Here is a 19332-nt window from a genome sequence, read left to right on the forward strand (position 1 = left end):
ATGGGAATGGACGCCCCGTGGCGGCGCCGTCGGGACGTTATCGATTCATCGTTAACGAAGGTTGAAACCTCGCCTATTTGGACGCGGTCTTCGGCGCCATGTCGTCCTTCGGCAGGAAGTCGAACTGCTCGACCATCACCTCGTGGACGAGCTCCTGGCCGTAGCGCTTGTTGACCGTTTCCTTGATGCTCTTCTTCAGGCCTTCGAGGTCGTATTTCTCGGGATGCTGGAAGTCGAAGCCGGAGGTCTGGTAGACCGCCGCGAAGGCGTCGTTCAGGATGAAGGAATCCGGCGGCACGGCGAGCTTGTTGCCGATCTCGCCGTCGATCGTATAGACGAAGCGGGCAAGGACATAGCCGGCGATCTTGTCGCTGGTCAGGATCGGCACGGTGATGCTTTCGGTCTTGCGCCAGTCGAGCCCGTTGAAATAGGTCGGCTCCTTGTGTTCCTCGACCTTGGGCCCCTGCATCGAAGCCGTGACATAGCTCGCGCCGAGCGAGGCGACGCAGACCCAGAGGCCGATGGCGAGGAGCTTGATCATTGCTCGCGCTTCACGCCGCCGACGGAGGCGGCATAGGTGCCGTCCGACTCAGCGTCCTTCATCGCGCGCGCGATGATGCCGGAGATCTCGGACGCCGCTTCCATGTGAAGGGACAGGACGCGGCGGTTCTCCTCCAGACGGTCGCGCAGCGTGCCGAGGCGGCCCTGCAGCTCGTCCGTCATCAGCTCCGGGCCGAGACCGCGCGAGATGCGCGTCATTTCCAGAAGGCTGTGATTCTTGCGATTGCTGATCTCGGCGAGATCGACATGGCGCCCGTCGCGCAACGCTTCGGTCTCGCCCACGAGAATGCCTTCGAGACGGTTGATCGCCTGAATGAGAACCGCTTCCACCTGCTTGCCTTCCTGATAGGCGCCGCTGCGACGCCGGGCACCGAATTGGATGTCAGAGCGAACCGGGCTTGCCGAGACTGGCGCCCTTGACCGCGACCGCTTCGCGGGCGAGGCCGTCCTCGGCCTTCGCCGCCGCCTCGATCGAGGCGTTGCGCTTCTCGACGAGGTCGGCGATGCCGATGCCGCCGGCGGCCGCCATCTCGGCGCCGAGCCGTTCGGCCAGCATGGACTTCCAGATCGAGCCCGCCGTCCCTTCGCCGAAATAGGAGGAGTCGCTCTTCGGCAGCATGGGCTCGATGAAGCTCTGGAGCACGAAGCTCTCGAACTGCTGGGCCGGCGTCATCTGGCCGCTCTTCGAGCCGCGCGACACCATGTTGTAGGGCAGCGCCCGCGAGGCCGGATCACCGCCCGAAACCGAGGGCGCCGTCAGGGGTTGCAGCCCTCCCGCCGCTCCGATCGCCTTGATGCCGGTCATCGTCGCATCCGTCTCCTGAAGTCCGGGAAACTTGTAGAGGCGCGGTCTTATTCGAGGCTTGCGCGCCCGGCGGCGAGATAGTCGTCGAGCGCCAGTTCCAGCTCCTCGCGCTCCTCGCGGCGCAGTGCGGCCGTCTCGGCGTCGTCCACGGCCCGCGCCATACGCTTCTCGATGCGCTGCGCCTCGACGAGCTCGCGCCCCGTCTCCTCGCGGCTCTGGCGATTGGCGACGATCTTCGCCTCGTTGCGGCGGAGCGCCGAGGCCCTCCCCTCCAGGAACAGCCCGTTCAGCAGCGAATGGGTGCCGAGGCTTTCGAGGATCTCCGCGCTGGTCGCCTGGAGCTCGGCCCCCTCGCGCGCGAGTTCGGCAAGGCGCCATTCGGTGAGCTTGCGCTTGCGCGCCTGCACTTCGAGGAGGCGGTGCAGGCGGTTGGCCCGCTCCCGTTCGGCGCTCATCCGTTGAAGACCCAGTGCTGGAAGCTGTCGACGAAGAGCCGCAGGAAGTCGCCGACCGCGAAGCCGAGCAGCACCATGCCGCCGGCGACGACGAAGGGCATGGAGATGAAGTAGATCGGGATCTGCGGCGTCATCTTGTTCATCAGGCCGATCGCGAAATTGACGATCACCGCATAGACGACGAAGGGGCTGGCGATGCGCAGGCACAGCATGAACGTGTCGTCGAGATTGTCGGTCAGCGAGACGAGGCTCGCCCGCGCGCCAAAGCCCGCCGCGACAGGCATCGCGCCATAAGAGGCGACGAGCGCCCGAAGGATCTCCGCGTGGAGATTGAGCGAGAAGATCATCACCGTCGCCGCGAGCGTCACGAGCGAGGCGACCGCCGGCTCCTGCTCGTCCACCGCGACGCCGAAGGCCTGGCCCATGCCGATCGCATTGGCGACGAAAGTGCCCGAAAATTGCAGGGCCATCATGAAGACGCGGCCGAGAAGGCCGATCAGCGCGCCGTTCAGGATCTCGGTCACGATGAGCGACAGGCGGGCGTCGTCGCCGGCCGGCAGCATCAGGGCCTTGAGGTCCGGCATCAGGCCGGGCGCGATCACCAGCGAGGCGGCGACCGCGATGAAGAGCCGGACTTGCACCGGCACGCGGAGCGAGGAATAGCCCGGCAGCAGCATCAGGCAGCTGCCGACCCGGCAGAAGATCAGGAACAGCGAGATGATCGTCGCCGTCGTGTCGCCGTTCACGGCCCGGCCCCTTACGAGATCGAGCCGAGCGGCTTGATGTCGACGCCGCGCGCGATCTCCAGATGCGACAGCACCGGCAGATTGACGAAGATGCGCTCGATCATCATCCGCACATAGGGGCGCGCGTCCGGCGAGGCGACGAGCACGAAGCTCTCGCCCTGGTCGGTCTTCTCGCGGATGACCTTCGTGGCCTCGCCCGCGAACTGCTCGACGAGGCGCGGATCGATGTCGAACTCGATGACATCGCCCTTCGCGTCGCGCTTCAGGGCCTGATGGAAGGCGAGATCCCAGCGATTGCCGAGCCTGAGGACGCCGAGTTGGCCCTTGTGCAGGAGATCGCCGCAGATCTGCTGCGCCATGCGCATGCGCACATGCTCGACGATCTTCTCCGAACGCCGGACATGCGGCGCGATCTCGGCGATGGCCTCGAGAATCAGCGTCAGGTTGCGGATCGAGACGCGTTCGGCGAGGAGCAGCTTCAGCACCGCCTGGAGGCCGCTATAGGACATGTGCGTCGGCACAATCTCCTCGGTCAGGCGCTTGTATTCGGGCTCCAGCCGATCGAGCAGCGAGCGCATGTCCTTGTAGGACAGGAGATGCGCGAGATTGTTGCGGATCACCTCCGAGAGATGGGTGAGGATGATCGAGAGCGTGTCCACCGGCTCGAAGCCGGCGCGGCGCGCGGCGGAGGCGAAGGTTTCCGAGACCCAGGCGGCGCGCAGGCCGAAGGCCGGCTCCTTGGTCAGATCGTGCGGGATGTCCGGCACCGGGCTGTCGCCGAGGACGATCAAGAGTTCGCCGAGGCGCAGCGGCTGGCTGGCGACCACCGTGCCATGGACCTTGATCTCGTAGGACTTCGGCTCGACGGACAGATCGTCCGACAGCTTGATCTCCGGCACGACGAAGCCGTAGCGCGAGGCGAAGCGGCGGCGCATCTTGCCGACGCGATTGCCGAGTTCGTCGCGCGAGAAGGCGAGATGGGCCGCCATCTGCTTGCCGAGCACCAGCTCGACCTCGACGATGCGCAGCGATTCCTTCACCGACTGGCGCTCCGTCTCGACCTTGGCGGCCTCGATCTGCCGCTTCTCCTCCGCCTCGGCCCTTTCGGCGGCGGCGCGCTGGCGCGGTACGGTATAGGCGACGGCGCCGAGCCCGGCGGCGGCCAGCATGAAGGGCAGGAAGGGCAGGCCCGGCAGGAGGGCGAGAATGCCCATCAGCACCGCCGCGACCATCATGGCGCGCGGATAATAGCCGAGCTGCGAGATGATCGCCTTTTCGGCGGCGCCGCGCGTGCCGCCCTTCGAGACGAGGAGGCCGGCGGCGAGCGACACGATCAGCGCCGGGATCTGGGTGACGAGACCGTCGCCGACGGAGAGCTTGACGAAGACGTCGGCGGCGGTGGCCGCGTCCATGCCGTGGCGGGTGATGCCGATGACGATGCCGCCGAAGATGTTGACGGCGGTGATGATCAGGCCGGCGATCGCGTCGCCGCGGACGAATTTCGAGGCACCGTCCATCGAGCCGAAGAAGGAGCTTTCCTCCTCCAGCTCGCGCCGGCGCAGCTGCGCCTGGCGCTCGTCGATGAGGCCGGCCGAAAGATCGGCGTCGATCGCCATCTGCTTGCCGGGGATGGCGTCGAGGGTGAAGCGCGCGCCGACTTCCGCGATACGCGTCGCGCCCTTGGTGATGACGAGGAAGTTGACGGTGATGAGGATGGCGAAGACGACGAGGCCGATGACGAAGTCGCCGCCCATGACGAATTGCGAGAAGCCGCCGATGACGTGACCGGCCGCGTCATGGCCCTCGTTGCCATGGCTGAGGATGACGCGCGTCGTCGCGATGTTCAGCGACAGGCGCAGCATGGTGGCGATGAGGAGGACGGTCGGGAAGGACGAGAAGTCCAGCGGCTTCTCGATCCACAGCGCCACCATCAGGATCAGGACGGAGAGCGAGATCGAGATCACCAGCCCGAAATCGATGATGAAGGGCGGGATCGGAACGAAGAGCACCGCCATGATGAAGACGATGCCGATCGCGAAACCGATATCGCGCCGGCTGGCCCCGGCGGTGGGCGGCGCGAGCTTGACTGTGTCGACAACGGCCATCGGCAACTCCGGGGAGCCTCATGCTCCCGTCGAGAAAGGCGGCGCGCGAGGAGAATGATGCATCTCGCGGCTCTCCCCTGCTTTCTCCGCCGAATGGCTTGAGCCGGGCTGGAAATGCGACGGCGCCGCCTCCGGGGGAACGGAGACGGCGCCGGGAATGCGGGCCGAACGGATGCGCGCCGAGGCTAGAAGCCGTGCTCGATGCGCGAATAGCTTTCCTGCGTGAAGCTGTAGATCTGCGCGCCGGTGAAGGAGGCCGTGAAGGCGATGATGACGAAGATCGCGATGATCTTCGGCACGAAGGTCAGCGTCACTTCCTGGATCTGCGTCAGCGCCTGGAACAGGGCGATGACGATGCCGACCAGCATGGCCCCCACGACGGCGGGCCCGGCGGCGATGACGACGGTCCAGATCGCGGACTGGACGATATCGATGGCGTCGGCCTCGTTCACGGCGTCATTCCACCGTGATGCCGGTGCCCAGCGCGACGGTCTTGCCGCTGGTGAGCACCGCCGTCATCGCGCCGTCCTTGAGGCTGACGGATTTCACGACGCCCGTCGTCTGGCCGTCCGAGGACGTGACCGTTCGGCCGATCATGCCGTCCGCCTGGGAGAGCGAGGAGGTGGTGATGAGGGTCGTCAGCTTGTCGTTCAGCTTGATCGACTGCTCGACATTCGAGAAGGAGGCGAGCTGGCTCAGCTGCTGCGTCGGATCGGACGGGTTCAGCGGATCCTGGTTCTTCATCTGGGCGACGAGAAGCTGCAGGAAGGCGTTGTAGTCGAGCGCCGCCTTCTCCTTGTCGGTCTTGGTGGTGGAAGTCGTCGTCGTGGTGCTGGCCGTGGCCGAGCTGGCGGACGTTACCGTCGTCATGCGGTCTTCTCCATCAGCCGCGGCTCATCCGCGGACAGGGCAGGATGGGCGGCGGGCACGCCGGTCTTGGCGCCGCCGCCCGCGAGGATGGCGTCCTCGATCGGGATGAGGGCGCGCAAGGTGCGCAGCGCCTCGAAGGGCCGCGCGCGCTCCACCTGATCGGCGACGTCCATCAACCCGCTACGCACGCCCGGATTGGAGAAGGCCGCCATCAGCAGCGGATAGGTCTTGCGGAAGGCGTCCGTCGCCTCCGCCGCCGTTTCCGGCGCGATCAGCATGGTCTGGATGAGGAAGTAAAGCTGGCGCAATGCCGTCGTCGCGTCGGACGGCTGCATGACGTGGCTTTCGAGCAGGAAGGTGGCATCGTTCAGGAGTTCGAGCGAGACCTTGCGATCGACGCGCATCACCGCGCCGTTGATGAAGATCCGCTCGCCGGGCCGCAGGGAAAGCTTGAGGGTCGCCATGGTCATTCCAGCCCTTCGCGGATCAGGGTCGTGACGTCGATGATCCCGCGGAAGCTCGTCGACTTGCCGAGGCGGATGGATTCCGCCTCGCGCATCACCCAGAGGCCGATGGAGATGAGGCTCGCCCGCAGCTCCTCCGACAGCGAATTGTCGGGGCTCGCCAGATCCTCGACCAGGATGCTCCACAGCGTGCGCGTGGCGTAGATCGCCTCGACGCTTTCGGCGGAATGGACGCCCGCGGTCTCGGCCCGTTCCATGAGCTCGATGGCCCGGTCGAGGGCCTGCCGCTCGCGCTCGCGCGCGTCGGCACCGCTGTCCTGCCTGATCTCGGAATACGAGAATTGATACATGCCGCTTCCTTGTTATGGCAGTTCTTGAGGCTCCGGCCGCGAGACCGGAGCGAAGGCATGGATGGAGGGACCCGGCTCAGAGGTAGTCGAGGATCGACAGCTTCTGGAGGCGGCCGGTGATCGTGTAGGCGGCCTGGAGCTGGGTCTCCAGGTTCTGGTAGCGCGTTCCCGCCTCGGTCTGGTCGACGCCTTCCAGATCGTTGAAAGCCTTCTGCACGATGTCCTGCTGGCTGGTGACGGCCGTGTTCGCGGCCGTCACCACGTTCTGCCGATCGCCGACGGCGGCGCGGAGCGCGGTGATCCCCGGCTTTCCGACTTCGAGGATCTCCGCCGCCGAGCGCGTCAGCGCCTTCTTGGCCGCCTCGCTGAGATCCTCGCCGCCGATCGCCGCCAGCATCGAATAGGCCGCCGTCACTTTGCGGAAGGCATCTTGATTGGCGCTGACCGAGGTCTGGACGGTCTGGGATTTCGATACGCCGGCAAAGGTTTCGGCGCTGGAGGCGTTCGACCAGTTCGTCGTCCAGTTCGCGTCGTTCACCGTGTCGAGGAAGCGGAAGGTCTGGCCGGCGCCCGGCGCGGGCGTTCCGGCGGGCGTCAGCGTGCCGGCCGGGACGGCATAGCCCGCGTCGCTCAGAAAGCCCTTCATCTCGGTGTCGGTCACCTGACTGGCCGTCTTGCCGAGAGCGGTGAGGAAGTCCTGGAACTTCGTCTTCGCCGCCTCGATGCCGCCCTGGACATCCTTGATCGGCGGCGTGTCGGCCTTCATGCCGCCGAACACATAGGTGCCGCCGACCGAGGTGTTGAGGCTGCCTTGCAGCTGCTCCAGAGCGGAGGTGGCAAGCTGCGGATATTGCTGATACTTCTCGGCGCTGAGCAGCGAGGAGGAGATGCTGTCCGCCGCGTTGCTGACCGCGCCCATGATGTCGTAGGCCTGGTCGAGCTTGTTGGCGATCACCTTGTTGGTCTGGAGCTGGGCGTCGAAGCTCGTGTCCTGAACGCGGTAGCTGACCGAGGTGCCGGTGAGACGGCCGAGCGACAGCCCGACATCGACGTGCCGGCCGGTCGAATATTCGAGCATCGCGTCGCCCGCCTGACGCTTCAGCGTCTGCAGCGTCGTGAGCGTCATCTTGTTCATGGAGAGGGTGGAGACGGTCATCTTGGATCAGCTCTTCAGATGGCTTCCATCAGGGTCTTCAGCATCTCGTTGATCGTCGTCAGCACCTTGGACGAGGCCTGATAGGACCGTTCGAGATCGAGCATCTTGAGGGATTCGGTATCGAGATTGACGCCCGTCTCGTTCGACAGCGTCGCCTTGGTCTGGTCGAGAAGCGTCTGCTTGTAGTCGGTGGCCGTCGTCGCCTTCGAGCGCTGCTCGGCGAGCCAGCTCACCGAGGAGGAGGCGAAGTCCGTCAGCGAGCCGCTCCGCAGGGCATCGGCGCCGACGCCGAAGCTCTGTCCGGCTTCCATGCTGGCGCGCAACGCATTGAGGCGCGTGGTATAGCCGGCGAGCGCGCCGGTATTGTAGGTCGTGGTGACGCCATCGCGGATGCGGGTCGGATCATTCAGGACGGCCGTCGCAACCTGGATCGTGCGCGCGAAACCGGGGATCACCGAATTGTCGGTCGGCGCGTTCGCCGCGATGAAGCCGGCGCTCGTCGTGCTGACATTCGAGATTCCGAGCGCTGGCTTTGAGGCGACGCTGGCCGCCGTGAAGGTGATGGCGCCCGTCGAAGAGTCGATCGCCACCGTGACCTTGTTCGCGCCGACCGCGGCGTCGATCTTCGCCTGAATTTTCGACTGGGCCGTGGCGGCGTTGTCCGTCGGCGCGAACGTGTCCGAGATCGCGTAAGCCGCTCCCGCATAGTTGAGCGAGAAGGAGACGGTCGAACTCGCGGCAACAGGGGCATAGGTGCCGGCGGACAGGACGGTAGAGGTCTTCGCGAGCGAGGCGACGGACGAGGTGAACAAACCGGCCTGATCGCCCGCCGGACCGCTTTCCTTGAAGGCGGAGACGAGGCCCCGCGCCATCTCGTCGAGCTGGGACTGATAGGTGACGGCGACCTTATCGCGCAGATCCACGAGGCCGGCGACCATGCCGGACTTGATCGGCATCAGGGCCGTGTCGCCGGTGACCGGCACGCCGTCGATCCGGAACGCATCGCCGGCCGCGCCGTCGGTTATCGGATGCGTGCCCGAGAACGACACGGTGCGCGGCACCTTATCGAACAGTGTGACGCCGGAATCGGTATAGATGAGCAGATCGTTGTTGCCACGCGTCTGCACGGTGACGCCGACATATTTGGACAGTTCCCCGACCGCCCGATCCCGTGCGTCGGACAGATCGGTGATGTCCTCACCCGCGACGGTTCCGGCGACGACCTGCTTGTTGAGGTCTTCGATCTTCGCCAGAAGGCTGTTCATGTCGTTGGCGGCCTGGACGAGGCTGTCGTCCGCATCCTGCCGGATCGTATCGACGATCCCGGTGCCCTCCTGCAGCGCCTTCGCCACGTCACTCGCCGCGCTCGAGGCGGCGCGGGCGGTCTCGTAGCTGGTCGGCGAGGCGGCATAGGCTTTCAGCGCATCAGAAAGCTTGCCGATCAGGGCTGCCGGGGTTTGGCCGTTGGCGATGTCGCCGACCATCTCGTTGATGCGGTCGAGACCGCCTTGAACCGCCGTCGACTGCTGAAGGGTGGACGTCGCGTCCAGCATGTTGCGGAAGAGAACTGTGTTCGCCGACTGCGTGACGGAACGCACCTCGACCCGGCCGCCGGAACCGGTGACGACATTGGCATATTTGCGCGTCGCTCCTTCCACGTTCACGTTGGCGATGTTGCGCGAGACGAGCGCGGTCTGCGCCTGCGTCGCCACGAGGGCGGACTTGGCGGTGTTGAGAGCGGAAGTGAGCGACATGGAGAGGGCACCGCGCGAGGATTACAAGGAATGGCGGGGCGGCGTGCCGCCCCACGCGTTCGCGGAGTTTTGGAAGAGAAGACCTGGGACGGCCCGATCAGCGCTTCAGGTTGACGAGAACGTCGAGAATTTCCGAACCCGTCTGGAAGACCTTCGAATTCGCCGTGTAGCTGCGCTGCGCGGTGATCATGTTGGTCAGTTCCGTGGCAAGGTCGACATTCGAGTCTTCCAGAGCGCCGGCAGTGACCTTGCCGAAGCCGTTCGCGCCGCCCGTACCCATCAAGATCGTGCCGGACTCGACGCCGACCTGATACGCATTGCCGGAAACTGCGGACAGACTGTCCGGGCTCGTGACCTTGGCGAGCGGAATCTTGAAGAGATCGCGGGTCGTACCGGAGGTGAACTGAGCGGTGACCACACCGTCGTCGCCAACCGAGATCGTCTTGACGACTTCCGGCGGGTTGCCGTTGGCGGATGCCGTCAGCGCTTGGCTCGAAGGCTTGTAAAGCTGCGTCGTGCTGCCGATGTCGAGGTTGAAGTTCCCACCTCCGATCGCGGCCAGATTGACGGAAAGGACCTTGTTATCGATCTGCCCTGTGCCGGCACCCGGCGTGATCGTTTTCAGCTTGTAACCATTGGCCGGATCGAAAGAGAGACTGGCGGTCGCGAGCGCCGGTGTCTTGTAGGGGAACGGCGACGTAGCCGTACCGCTCGCTGCGTCGCGCCCGTCGAAGATCGCCATCTTCCAAGTATTCGTCGCATCATCGACCTTGGTGTAATAGATGTCGAGCTTAACCGCCTCGCCGGCGTTGTTGTAGACGGTCATCGAAGCGCTGACGGTCGATTGGGTCGACGGCAAGGCGGCCGAGTTCGCACCAGGGTCGACAGCCTGAGTGCCTGATGCGGTGAAGGCATCGAGGCCGGTGACCGATAGCGTCACGGTGGAAGCGACGCCGGCACCCTTGGAAGGCGCAGTGATCGACAGCGTGCTTCCGGTACCGCTGTTGCTGCCCTTCGAAGTCAGAACAAGCTTGCCGGATGTGCTCAACGAGGCCACGTTCGCACCGACAGCCGTGTTGATGGCGCTGACGACATCGGCAGCCTGGATACCGGCGAGACCCGTCGCACTGCCGACTGAAACAGGATAGGTGGTGCCATCCATCACGACATTGAACGTCATCGTGTCGGTATTTGCCGCGCCCGTACCGCCAACTGTGGTGGAGAAAGAATTGGCCTGGGTGTTTGTCGCCTTGGTCCCGGTGATGAAGCTCTGGTCCAACGGATAAGTCAGAGTGCCAGAGGTGCTGGGAGTTGCCGACAGCAAACCGGAATTGAGGTTGACGTCTTGCAAGCCGGCGAAGCCGTTCAGCACCGCATCGGTACCGTTGGTGCCGATCGGGTAGCCTCTCAGCCTGTAGCCGGCGGCGTTCACCAGAGTGCCGTCCGCCTGCATCGTGAAGGAGCCAGCGCGAGACAGAAAATTCCCGTTCGAACCCTGCACGCCGTCGCCGACGACGAAGAAGCCTTCACCGTCGACGGCGAGGTCGAGCTTCTTCGTGTCATGCGCATTGCCGGTATAATTGAGATTACCGGCCAGGCTGATCGTATTGCGGGTCACCGCCTGCACGGAACCGGACGTATAGGTGCCGGTCGTCTGCGGCATGACCAGGGAGGAGAATTCCGTTTCCGAGCGCTTGTAGCCGCTGGTATCGGCATTGGCGACGTTTTCCGACACGACGCTCAGCTTCGACGCCTGTGCGTTCATGCCAGCGGTGCTGGTCCGCATGATGTTGCCGACGCTCATTCCGGATCGCCCCTTTTGCTTGCGAGTCGGGCATCAGGATTACGTGGGGCAGCTTGCGCGGACCTGCCAGGATAGTTGCTGAAAAGTAAACGGAAAGTAGAACTGGTTAAAACGAAAAGGCCCGGACCGCGCGTCGCGGGCCGGGCCTTGCGGGCAACCAGAAGGGAAGGAAATCAGACGCCGATGCCGTAGCCGAGATAGCGCATGGAGGAGACCGGGTCGTAGCCCAGGCGCATCTTCAGCTTCTTGCGCAGCTTCGAGATATGGCTCTCGATGACGTTCTCTTCGACATTCTCGTCGAACACGCCGTAGATGGCGCTGAAGAGCTGCTGCTTCGACACGCGGCGACCGCGATTGGCGATCAGATATTCGAGGATGCGGCGCTCGCGGCGGGGCAGCATCATCGCCTTGCCGCCGACTTCCGGGTCGCGGCCGTCGGAGAAGACGCAGATCTCGTCCACTACGGTCCGGCCTCGGTCGCTCGAAGCGTCGCGGCGGCGGATGGCGCCGACCCGGGCGAGGATTTCCTTCACATGCACCGGCTTGGCGACGACGTCGTCGATGCCGGCGGCGAAGAGATCCAGCGTCGAATTCAGGGCGCGCGTCTCGGCGAGCGCGATCATCGGGGCATTGGAGCGGTTGCGGACGAGGCGGGTGAAGGCGCCGCGCTCGGGGAAGTCGCCGAGAAGGAAGGCCTCGACCGCCGAGATGTCGCCGTCCGGCGCGCTCTCGACCCAGTCGCGGAATTCGCCGACGCCGAAGCCGGCGGAGGAAACCCCCTCCTGGCCGAACAGGGACTGATATCCGCTCGTCACAAGCTCACGATCATCGACCACTATGATCATCTGTCCCACCCAGGTTTCGTCGGTTGCCGTGGGAACATTGATAACGAGTTAAGGCTCGCGCGAGCTATCCCTAAAACTCATGATAAGGTTAATGAGATCTTTCGACGAATCGGTGAAAACTCAACCAAGCCAAGCATTTGGCGGTGAATTTTAAGCTTCGCGAAAGTTCCGTGACACCCTTGGACAAGGCCCGAACCAGCCCCTTTTACGATCTGTCAACCAAGCCGACACGACGGACCCGTCCTTGTGTCGCCTCGGCATCACTGCGGCGCGGGCACCACAAGACCCGCGAAAGCCTGACGACGATCGAGGAGGAAGGAGGCTGGCGCGGCTGCATTTCATACCAGCACGGGACGAAGCGCCCCAACCGATCGTCAAGAGACGGCGCCGCGCGCTTCGTCGCGCGCGATCCGGCTGCGTCGATGCTCGATCGTGACCGCCGCTCGCCGATGTCCGGCAGGTCTCCACGAACGAAAGCGCCCCCGCCCTCCCTCCGGTACGAACGAAACCGTCCGATACCGGCGAAAGAGCGGGGGCGGTGTTGGAGCCAGCGCGTTAGAGGTAGATATTCCCAGACGCGGCGGCGGGCGCGCGGCGCTCCTCGGGCGCCGGACGGCCGGAAGGACGCCGGTCGGCATCATCCCGCCGGTTGCCGTCGCCGCCGCTTGCCGCGCCCTCGCCGAAGTTGCCAGCCTGGGCACCGGAGCGCCCCGGCTGGCCCTGCGTGTCGCCGGACGCGGTGCCCGATGCCGAGGCGGCCGTCAGGGTCTGTCCGACATCGCGGGCGACGATAGTGATCGCCGCGTCGTCCAGCGAGAAGCCGGCATGTTCGAGAAGCTTGCGCAGCGTATGGCGATCGCCGGCCAGCGCCTGGGCGGTCGCGGGCTCGCTGGCGGCGAGCTCCACCGAGAGACGGCCGTCGATAAGCCGCATCGAGACGTCCAGCCGGCCGAGATCCTGCGGCTGGAGCTGGATCGACAGGGTCTTCAGCGCCGCGCCGCCCGCCGTCATCCGCAGGATCTGCGCGCCCGGCGCATCGCTGCGGGTGGTGGCCGAGGCGTCGCCCGAACCGCGCGTCTCGCCCTCGAAGGCACGCACGATGTGGTCGGCGACCTGCGTGCTGACGATCTGGCCGACCGCCGTGCTCTTCGCGCCGTTCTCGCCGCGCGCCTGGTCGGCCGACGCCATGCCGAACTCGTTGCCGGAGGGCTTGGAGCGTTCCTGGCCCTTCGTCGAGGCCGAGGCCGAGGACCGGCCCTCCCCGGCGGCCGCGTCGCCCTGCCCTTCACCTCCGTCAGGAGAAGCCTCGCCGGCGCCGGCCGGGCGGCCGAGCGTCTGAAGAATTTCCTCGAAGCCCTTGCGAACGGTCTTCGCGTCCGAAGCCTCCGCCCCCTTCGCGGTGGCGCTCGCCGGTCCGGCTGATTCGGCGGCCTTGGCCGCCGTCTCGGCATCGACCAGCGTCGCCCCGTCGAGATGCGGCTCGAAATGGGTTTCCATCTTCAGGACGCGCAAGGAGACGCGCGTCTTCGCGTCCTCGCCGACCGCCTTGCCGTCCGCCATGTCGACGACGGTGGTGATGACGATGCGCTCGTTCAAGCCGTCGTCCGACTTGCCGTCCTTCCCGGCCTCGGCATCCGCCGTGGCTTCGGGTTTGGGCGTGAACATCGCGGTGCCGAGCAGCCGGCCGAGAATATCGCCGGGCGTCGCCGCCGCAGCCGCCGCGTCCTCGGCATCGGCGGTCTTGGCGTCCGTCTCGCCCTTGCCGGCCGGCTTGCCCTCGGCCTTGGCCGATTTGCGCTCGGCGGCATGGCTGGACTTGGCGCCCGGGTGCTGCTCCTTGCCTTCCCCGGCACTCCTGACCGCCTCGCCGAAGGCGGCGCCCGCCTCCGCACTTGTGGCGCCCGAAGCCGCGCCGCCGCCGCCCGCATCGACGGTCGGCATGGCGGAGATGATCGAACCTATCATTTACCTTTGTCTCCAAGATCGCCGGCCACGGCTTCGAGCAGCTTCTGCGCACGCTCGAGCGTCGGGGACGAGGCGAGTTCCGCCGCCTCCGTCGCACCGACGCCGTCCTCCACCGGACCCTCCATATGCGTCAGCACGGAATTGGCGGCATCGAGCAGCCCGAGATCGGCGGGATGCAGCAGCGACCGGTCGATCGACTGCAATTCGCTGGCGGCTTTCGCGGGATCGGACGAGGCGAGCGCCGCCGCGACGGCATAGAGATTGCCGCGTTGCAGGTCCTCGTTCGGCATGCCCTCGATCTTCAGCGCCTCCGCCCCGGCGAGACGCGCGAATTCCAGATGGCCGGCGACGAGCGCCCGGCGGCTGAGAGCCAGAAGCAGCGCCCGCCGGTCGGCATCGTCGAGCCGCGTCGCGATGTCGTAGACCTTCGCCAGCGCGCCTTCCGCATCCTCGGCGCCGCGATCGTCATAGACCATCGCGAAGCGGGCGAGGAAATTGCCCGCATAGGAGGATTTCGGGAAGCGGTCGAAATACTGCCGCGCCAGGGCATCGGCGCGCTCGTGATCGCCGACCTTGTCGATCAGCACGACCTCGAGCCGCAGCGCCGCCTCCTCGATCAGGCCGCCGGGCGCGAGAAGCCGGGCCTGGTCGAGATGGGCGATCGCCTCCGCCACCTTGTCGGTCTGCATCAGCTGACCGAGAACGAGATGGATATGCGCCGCGAGGCCCGGCTCCATGCCGTCCAGCCGCAAGGCGCCGAGCTGCTTCTCGGCGCGCTTGGCGTCGTTGAGGACATAGGCGAGCGCGGCTTCCGCCAGGGGCTTCGTCGCCTCGTCGAAGGCGTTGGCGGCGATCAGCTGGCGCAGCACTTCCGGCGGACCGCCGGACAGGGCGAAGAGGATCGCCGCCCGCCGGTTGCGCGGGTCCTCCCAGGCCGAAGGCTCCACGGCGAGGAAGCCCGGCGCGAAATGGCGCAGCAGCATCGACTGGACGCGGATGGCGCGGCCATTGCCGCGCGCCACCTGGTCCTGCAGGAATTGCAGGGTGCGGATGATGTCGAAGGGCATCGGCGGGCGGGTCGGCGGGGGGCCGACCGGCTCGGCGACGGCCTCCGCCGCGCCCTCCTTGCCGCCCTCGGACGCATGGCCCTCGGCAGCCGGGGCCGCGTGCCCCTCGCCTTCGGCCGCCGGCGCGGCCTCCGGCAGGCTGCCGGTGATCTCGGGCGAGACGGGCTTCGCCTCGCCGCCCGCCGCGACGCCCGACGCGGCCGCCGGCGGCGCGACGGCCGTCGCCGGCGCCTCGGCCAGGGCGCCGGTCGAGGCCGCCGCCGAGGCGAGCAGGCCCCATGTCAGGGTCGCGACGATGCGCTTCATGCGGCGGGCTCTTTGAGGATGATCTCGATCCGGCGATTGGCCGCCGCCTCGGGATCGTTGGGGACCTTGGGATCGCGGTCGGCGACGCCCTCGATGCCGGTGACGCGCTTCTCGTCGAGGCCGCCGCGCGCCAGCATGTAGAACACGAACTGGGCGCGCGCCGTCGACAGGCGCCAGTTGTCGTATTCCTCGCCCTTGTAGGGGCGCGCGTCGGTATGGCCGCGAATGGAGATGCTGCCGGACTTCTCGGCCAGGATCTGGCCGATGCTCTCGACGAGCCGCAGCGTCTCGGCGGTCGGCTTGGCCGAGCCGATCTGGAACATGCCGCCCGCGATATTGTCGGCGAGCGAGATGGTGACACCGCCATTGCCGGCCTTCACCTCGATGCCGGCGGCGGCGCCCGGCGACACGGCCTCGGCCGCCTTGCCGATCTCCTTGGCGAGTTCGGCGGCCTTGGCCTCCGCCGGATTGCCGGGCGGCGTCGCGGGTGCGGCGGAAGCCGTCGCTGTTCCCGCGCCCGCGCCCGTCCCGGCACCGGCTGCGGCACCGGCTGCATCCTGCGGCTTGGCGCCGGGCAGCACCTCGGTCTTCGGGAAGAGCTGTGCGGTCGCCGGATCGTTCGGCAGGGCCAGCGGCGGCTGCTTCGTGCCGTCCGGCGCCTTGGCGACGGCGTTCGGCTGCAACTGCCAGGAGGTCGGATCGAACGGATCGCGATAGGCCTCGCCGCCGTTCAGGCCCGGCAGGCCGGAGCCGTTCGGCACGCCCTCGATGCCCTTCTTCTCGCCCGTGCCGCCTTCCGCCGCGATCTCGGCGAGCACGGCATAGGGATCGCGGAAGAGCGCCGATTCCTGGCCGCCGAGCGAGGTGCCGCTGGCCGGCTTGTTGTCCTCGCTCTTGCCGGGGCTCGACTGGCCGTCCGCCTTGGCGCTGCCGCCGCCGGTCTCGGACGGCTTGTCGGCGAGGCCGGCATTGGGCGGCGACATGCTGTTCAGCTGGATCGGGTTGAAATATTGCGCGATCTTCTTCTTCGTCGCGTCGTCCGACACGGCCGTCAGCCACATCACGAGGAAGAAGGCCATCATCGCCGTCATGAAGTCGGCGAAGGCGATCTTCCAGGCACCGCCGTGATGGCCGTGGTCGTCGCCGTGATGGCGCTTGACGATGATGATCTCGCTATGCGGCTGACCGGCAGCCCCGGTTGCGCTCACGAAAGGGCCTCCTCCAGCGCCGAACGCCAGGACGAGAGACGGCTCTCGATCACGGTCGCGTCGGCATCGATGCGGATATCCGCCTTCTCCTCGTCTGGCGTGAAGGACAGGAGACGCGCGTCGTCGCCGAGCTTGGTTTCGAGCGCGGTCAGGAGATCGGCCGGGCCGGACGCGGCGATGCGATAGGCGCTGCCGTCGAGCGCGATGGTCTTCACCGCGCCCACCATCTCGTCCACCATCTGGCGGCGGCGCAGATCGAGCGCCAGCGGCCGCAGCACGTTGCCGACCGTCAGCTTCACGGTCTCCTCGAGGATCGCCATCTGCAGGATCACGAGATCGGCGAGCCGGTCGCCCTGCTCCGCCGTCCACATCGCGCGCTCGCTCCGGAGTTCGGCTTCGTTCGCGGCCGCGAGCTCGGCGCGCAGCGCGGCAAGACGCGCCACGAGATCGGCTTCGGCCTCCTCGCGGGCCATGGCCCGGCCGAGTTCGATGCCGCGCTGGCGCGCCGTTTCCGTCGCTTCCGCGAGTTCGGCCGCATGCGCCTCGCGCTCGGCGGCGCGAGCCGCCTTCTCGGCTTCCAGCTCGCGCAGCGGGACGCGCGGCTCGGTGACGAGGCGCGGCGCCGCCGGGGCGGGAGCCGCGGGCCGCGCGGCGACGGGCCGGGCGACGGGAGCGGGGCTGGTCGCGGCCGGGGCGGCGGCTTCCGGCGCCTTCGGCAGAACCTTCAGCGGCCGGGTCTTGCCGCCGGAGGATGCCCCGGCCAGGGCGGCCTTGCGGGCGGCGAGCGCCATCAGGGGCGTGAAGTCCTCGCCGGCGCCATCCGAGAGATACTGGGAAAGGGGGATCATGGCTTAGGCTGCTTCTTTCTGATGGATCCAGTTGCGCAGGATGGAGGCAGCCTGCGCTTCGTCGAAGTCGACGAGCTTCTCGAGCCGGGCCTGGGGCGAATTCGCCTGGCTGCGGGTGAGGTCCTCGAGCAGTTCGGGGTCGATGTTGCGGTTGGCGCCGGCGAAGCCGAGCGCGCCGCCCATCTCGCCGCCGGCAAAGCCGAGGGCGCCGTCGGCGAAGCCGTCCATTCCCATTCCGGCATTGGCGAGCTCGATCGCCTCGGCGCCTTCGGCGGCGGCACCGGCGGGCTGGCCGGCGATCGCCCGGACGGCGGGCTTCAGGCCGAACCAGATGAGGAGCACGGCGACGGTGAGGATGGTGAGCGCGTTGATCAGCGTGCCGGACTGGCGCATCAGCATCTCGCCGATGCCGAGCGGCGCGACGGGCTCCAGGGCGTTGCCGTTATCGGCGAAGTCGACCGCCGTGACGGCGATCTGGTCGCCGCGCGGCTCGGAGAAGCCGGAGGCCGAGGCGACGAGGGTCTTCACTTGGTCGAGCGCGGCGTCGATCTTCTCCGGCGTCGCGTCGGCCCCGAGCGAATCGGCGATGCGCTTGCGGTTGACGACGACGGCGACGGACAGGCGCTTGACGTCATAGCCGTCGCTGACGGTCTGCGTCGTGGTCTCGTTGATCTCGTAGTTGGTCAGCTCCTCGCGCCGGTCCTTGGCGTCGGAGGATTCGTTGCCCTGCGAGGCGGTCTCCGGCGCCTGCTGCGGCACGTTCTGATCGACGGTCGTGGCGTTGTTGGCCTGCTTGTTGTTGCTCTGGCCGGTGTCGCGCACGGTGCGGGTCGAGCGCTCGACCTTGCCTTCGGGATCGAACTTCTTCGAGCTCGTGCTCTTGCGGTCGGTGTCGAGCTTGGCGACGACGCTGGACTGGAAGTTGCCGATGCCGAGATAGGGCGCGAGCGTGCGGCGGATCGAATCCTCGATCGAGCGGGACACGACGCCCTCCATGCCGAGCTGCTTGGCGGAGGTCGCGCCGGCGCCGTCGTCGCCGGAGGCGAGCAGCGTGCCGTCGGTGTTCAGCACCGTCACCTCGTCCGGGCTCATCGACGGGATGGCGGAGGAGACGAGATGCCGGATCGCGTCGGCCGAGCGGAAGGCCTCGGCATTGTCCGTGCGGATGACGACGCTCGCCGAGGGCTTCTGCATCTCGCGGCGGAAGGTGCCGGGCTCGCTCAGCACGATATGGACGCGGGCGGCGCGCACGTCCTTCAGCGTCTGGATGGTGCGGGCGAGCTCGCCCTCCATGGCGCGCACGCGGGTCACTTCCTGCATGAAGGAGGTGAGCCCCATTGAGCCGAGCTGGTCGAAGAGCTCGTAGCCCGCCCCTTCCGAGCGCGGCAGGCCTTTCTCGGCGAGCAGCATGCGGGCGGAGGCGGTGGAGGAGAAGGGCGTCGAGACCGTGTCGCCCTTGGCGTTGATGTCGAAGCTGATGCCCGATTCGGTCAGCGCCGCGCCGATGCGCGTCACGTCCTGCCGGTCGAGGCCGGTATAGAGCACCTCCATGTCCGGGCGGCTCAGCGCATAGGCGCCGAGCCCGACCAGCGCGACGATGAGTGCGCCGACGACCGCCATCGCGCCGAGCTTCCTCGGCCCGAGGGCGCTAAGATTTTCCAGGATTTGCCGGGCCTTCTCGCCCGAAAGTATCGCCATGGATTCGCCTGCCCGATACGGAATTCGCAACTCCCGTGAATTTCGTCGGCCAAGCTTGTGCGGGTGTGATGGGGTTAAGCCCGCGTTAAGACCGCGCATCCCCGAAATTTAGGGAATGCCGCAACGCAAAAACGCCCCCGGACCCGAAGGTCCGGAGGCGCCTGGAGGTCGGAAGCGCGGCGGCGCTGGAGGAAACCGCCGCGATTCCGAGGATTCTCCGTCCCGGTCCTCTTAGCTGCGGAAGAGGCTCAGGATGGTCTGGCTGGACTGGTTGGCGATGGAGAGGGACTGGACGCCGAGCTGCTGCTTGACCTGCAGAGCCTGG

The 19332-nt window shown here is 66.9% G+C and carries 19 protein-coding genes and 1 pseudogene; all 20 read right to left on the reverse strand.

The annotated features are described in order from the left end of the window. Positions 1 to 73 precede the first annotated feature (73 nt). Positions 74 to 541 (reverse strand): hypothetical protein, encoded by a 468-nt coding sequence (locus IEY14_RS21775; RefSeq protein WP_188912287.1) that lies wholly within the window; start codon positions 539 to 541, stop codon positions 74 to 76. Continuing rightward, positions 538 to 891 carry a flagellar protein FlgN gene (locus IEY14_RS21780; protein WP_188912288.1) on the reverse strand — a complete coding sequence of 118 codons (354 nt, stop codon included), beginning with the start codon at positions 889 to 891 and terminating at the stop codon, positions 538 to 540. The genes IEY14_RS21775 and IEY14_RS21780 overlap by 4 nt, the downstream gene beginning before the upstream one ends. A gap of 52 nt (positions 892 to 943) precedes the next feature. Further along, complete coding sequence (locus IEY14_RS21785; protein WP_188912289.1) at positions 944 to 1366, reverse strand: rod-binding protein; 423 nt, start codon at positions 1364 to 1366, stop codon at positions 944 to 946. A gap of 47 nt (positions 1367 to 1413) precedes the next feature. Continuing rightward, positions 1414 to 1821: a hypothetical protein gene (locus tag IEY14_RS21790; protein WP_188912290.1), complete on the reverse strand. Its 408-nt coding sequence runs from the start codon at positions 1819 to 1821 to the stop codon at positions 1414 to 1416. Continuing rightward, positions 1818 to 2567, reverse strand: coding sequence for a flagellar biosynthetic protein FliR (locus IEY14_RS21795; RefSeq protein ID WP_188912291.1), 750 nt, complete (start codon positions 2565 to 2567; stop codon positions 1818 to 1820). The genes IEY14_RS21790 and IEY14_RS21795 overlap by 4 nt, the downstream gene beginning before the upstream one ends. 11 nt (positions 2568 to 2578) lie before the next feature. Further along, a complete protein-coding gene (gene flhA / locus IEY14_RS21800) occupies positions 2579 to 4672 on the reverse strand; it encodes a flagellar biosynthesis protein FlhA (protein ID WP_188912293.1) in 2094 nt (697 codons plus the stop codon). Positions 4673 to 4857: 185 nt separating this feature from the next. Further along, positions 4858 to 5124 (reverse strand): flagellar biosynthesis protein FliQ, encoded by a 267-nt coding sequence (gene fliQ / locus IEY14_RS21805; RefSeq protein WP_188912295.1) that lies wholly within the window; start codon positions 5122 to 5124, stop codon positions 4858 to 4860. 4 nt (positions 5125 to 5128) lie between these two features. Then, a complete protein-coding gene (flgD, locus tag IEY14_RS21810) occupies positions 5129 to 5542 on the reverse strand; it encodes a flagellar hook assembly protein FlgD (protein WP_188912297.1) in 414 nt (137 codons plus the stop codon). Next, on the reverse strand, positions 5539 to 6006 hold the full coding sequence (flbT, locus tag IEY14_RS21815) for a flagellar biosynthesis repressor FlbT (RefSeq protein ID WP_188912299.1): 468 nt from the start codon (positions 6004 to 6006) through the stop codon (positions 5539 to 5541). Before flbT ends, flgD begins: the two co-directional genes overlap by 4 nt. 2 nt (positions 6007 to 6008) lie before the next feature. After that, a complete protein-coding gene (flaF, locus tag IEY14_RS21820) occupies positions 6009 to 6356 on the reverse strand; it encodes a flagellar biosynthesis regulator FlaF (RefSeq protein ID WP_188912301.1) in 348 nt (115 codons plus the stop codon). Positions 6357 to 6432: 76 nt separating this feature from the next. Next, positions 6433 to 7512, reverse strand: a complete 1080-nt coding sequence (locus IEY14_RS21825) for a flagellar hook-associated family protein (RefSeq protein ID WP_188912302.1) — start codon at positions 7510 to 7512, stop codon at positions 6433 to 6435. Positions 7513 to 7526: 14 nt separating this feature from the next. Then, entirely contained in the window at positions 7527 to 9266 is a 1740-nt protein-coding gene (gene flgK, locus IEY14_RS21830) for a flagellar hook-associated protein FlgK (RefSeq protein WP_188912304.1), read from the reverse strand. A gap of 97 nt (positions 9267 to 9363) precedes the next feature. Further along, the gene (locus tag IEY14_RS21835; RefSeq protein ID WP_188912305.1) at positions 9364 to 11070 is read right to left on the reverse strand and encodes a flagellar hook protein FlgE; all 1707 of its coding nucleotides are present in this window, start codon (positions 11068 to 11070) and stop codon (positions 9364 to 9366) included. Between the two features lie 173 nt (positions 11071 to 11243). Beyond that, positions 11244 to 11915 carry a response regulator transcription factor gene (locus tag IEY14_RS21840; protein WP_188912308.1) on the reverse strand — a complete coding sequence of 224 codons (672 nt, stop codon included), beginning with the start codon at positions 11913 to 11915 and terminating at the stop codon, positions 11244 to 11246. A 555-nt stretch (positions 11916 to 12470) separates the two neighbouring features. After that, the gene (locus tag IEY14_RS21845) at positions 12471 to 13880 is read right to left on the reverse strand and encodes a flagellar hook-length control protein FliK (RefSeq protein ID WP_188912310.1); all 1410 of its coding nucleotides are present in this window, start codon (positions 13878 to 13880) and stop codon (positions 12471 to 12473) included. After that, positions 13877 to 15253 (reverse strand): MotC family chemotaxis protein, encoded by a 1377-nt coding sequence (locus IEY14_RS21850; protein WP_188912312.1) that lies wholly within the window; start codon positions 15251 to 15253, stop codon positions 13877 to 13879. The genes IEY14_RS21845 and IEY14_RS21850 overlap by 4 nt, the downstream gene beginning before the upstream one ends. Beyond that, a complete protein-coding gene (locus IEY14_RS21855; protein WP_244639621.1) occupies positions 15250 to 16461 on the reverse strand; it encodes a MotB family protein in 1212 nt (403 codons plus the stop codon). The genes IEY14_RS21850 and IEY14_RS21855 overlap by 4 nt, the downstream gene beginning before the upstream one ends. Further along, positions 16458 to 17309 (reverse strand): hypothetical protein, encoded by an 852-nt coding sequence (locus IEY14_RS21860; protein ID WP_188912314.1) that lies wholly within the window; start codon positions 17307 to 17309, stop codon positions 16458 to 16460. Before IEY14_RS21860 ends, IEY14_RS21855 begins: the two co-directional genes overlap by 4 nt. Positions 17310 to 17312: 3 nt before the next feature. Next, a complete protein-coding gene (gene fliF / locus IEY14_RS21865) occupies positions 17313 to 19007 on the reverse strand; it encodes a flagellar basal-body MS-ring/collar protein FliF (RefSeq protein ID WP_188912316.1) in 1695 nt (564 codons plus the stop codon). A gap of 231 nt (positions 19008 to 19238) precedes the next feature. Further along, positions 19239 to 19332: pseudogene (locus IEY14_RS26335) on the reverse strand (flagellin); the annotation flags it as partial.

It is taken from the genome of Aureimonas endophytica (assembly GCF_014642635.1).
Taxonomy (GTDB): Bacteria; Pseudomonadota; Alphaproteobacteria; order Rhizobiales; family Rhizobiaceae; genus Plantimonas; species Plantimonas endophytica.

Coding starts and splice junctions, on each gene's coding strand:
- IEY14_RS21775 (WP_188912287.1), bottom strand. CDS start 541: ATGATCAAGCTCCTCGCCATCGGCCTCTGGGTCTGCGTCGCCTCGCTC.
- IEY14_RS21785 (WP_188912289.1), bottom strand. CDS start 1,366: ATGACCGGCATCAAGGCGATCGGAGCGGCGGGAGGGCTGCAACCCCTG.
- IEY14_RS21790 (WP_188912290.1), bottom strand. CDS start 1,821: ATGAGCGCCGAACGGGAGCGGGCCAACCGCCTGCACCGCCTCCTCGAA.
- flhA (WP_188912293.1), bottom strand. CDS start 4,672: ATGGCCGTTGTCGACACAGTCAAGCTCGCGCCGCCCACCGCCGGGGCC.
- flgD (WP_188912297.1), bottom strand. CDS start 5,542: ATGACGACGGTAACGTCCGCCAGCTCGGCCACGGCCAGCACCACGACG.
- flbT (WP_188912299.1), bottom strand. CDS start 6,006: ATGGCGACCCTCAAGCTTTCCCTGCGGCCCGGCGAGCGGATCTTCATC.
- flaF (WP_188912301.1), bottom strand. CDS start 6,356: ATGTATCAATTCTCGTATTCCGAGATCAGGCAGGACAGCGGTGCCGAC.
- IEY14_RS21825 (WP_188912302.1), bottom strand. CDS start 7,512: ATGACCGTCTCCACCCTCTCCATGAACAAGATGACGCTCACGACGCTG.
- flgK (WP_188912304.1), bottom strand. CDS start 9,266: ATGTCGCTCACTTCCGCTCTCAACACCGCCAAGTCCGCCCTCGTGGCG.
- IEY14_RS21835 (WP_188912305.1), bottom strand. CDS start 11,070: ATGAGCGTCGGCAACATCATGCGGACCAGCACCGCTGGCATGAACGCA.
- IEY14_RS21840 (WP_188912308.1), bottom strand. CDS start 11,915: ATGATCATAGTGGTCGATGATCGTGAGCTTGTGACGAGCGGATATCAG.
- IEY14_RS21845 (WP_188912310.1), bottom strand. CDS start 13,880: ATGATAGGTTCGATCATCTCCGCCATGCCGACCGTCGATGCGGGCGGC.
- IEY14_RS21850 (WP_188912312.1), bottom strand. CDS start 15,253: ATGAAGCGCATCGTCGCGACCCTGACATGGGGCCTGCTCGCCTCGGCG.
- IEY14_RS21860 (WP_188912314.1), bottom strand. CDS start 17,309: ATGATCCCCCTTTCCCAGTATCTCTCGGATGGCGCCGGCGAGGACTTC.
- fliF (WP_188912316.1), bottom strand. CDS start 19,007: ATGGCGATACTTTCGGGCGAGAAGGCCCGGCAAATCCTGGAAAATCTT.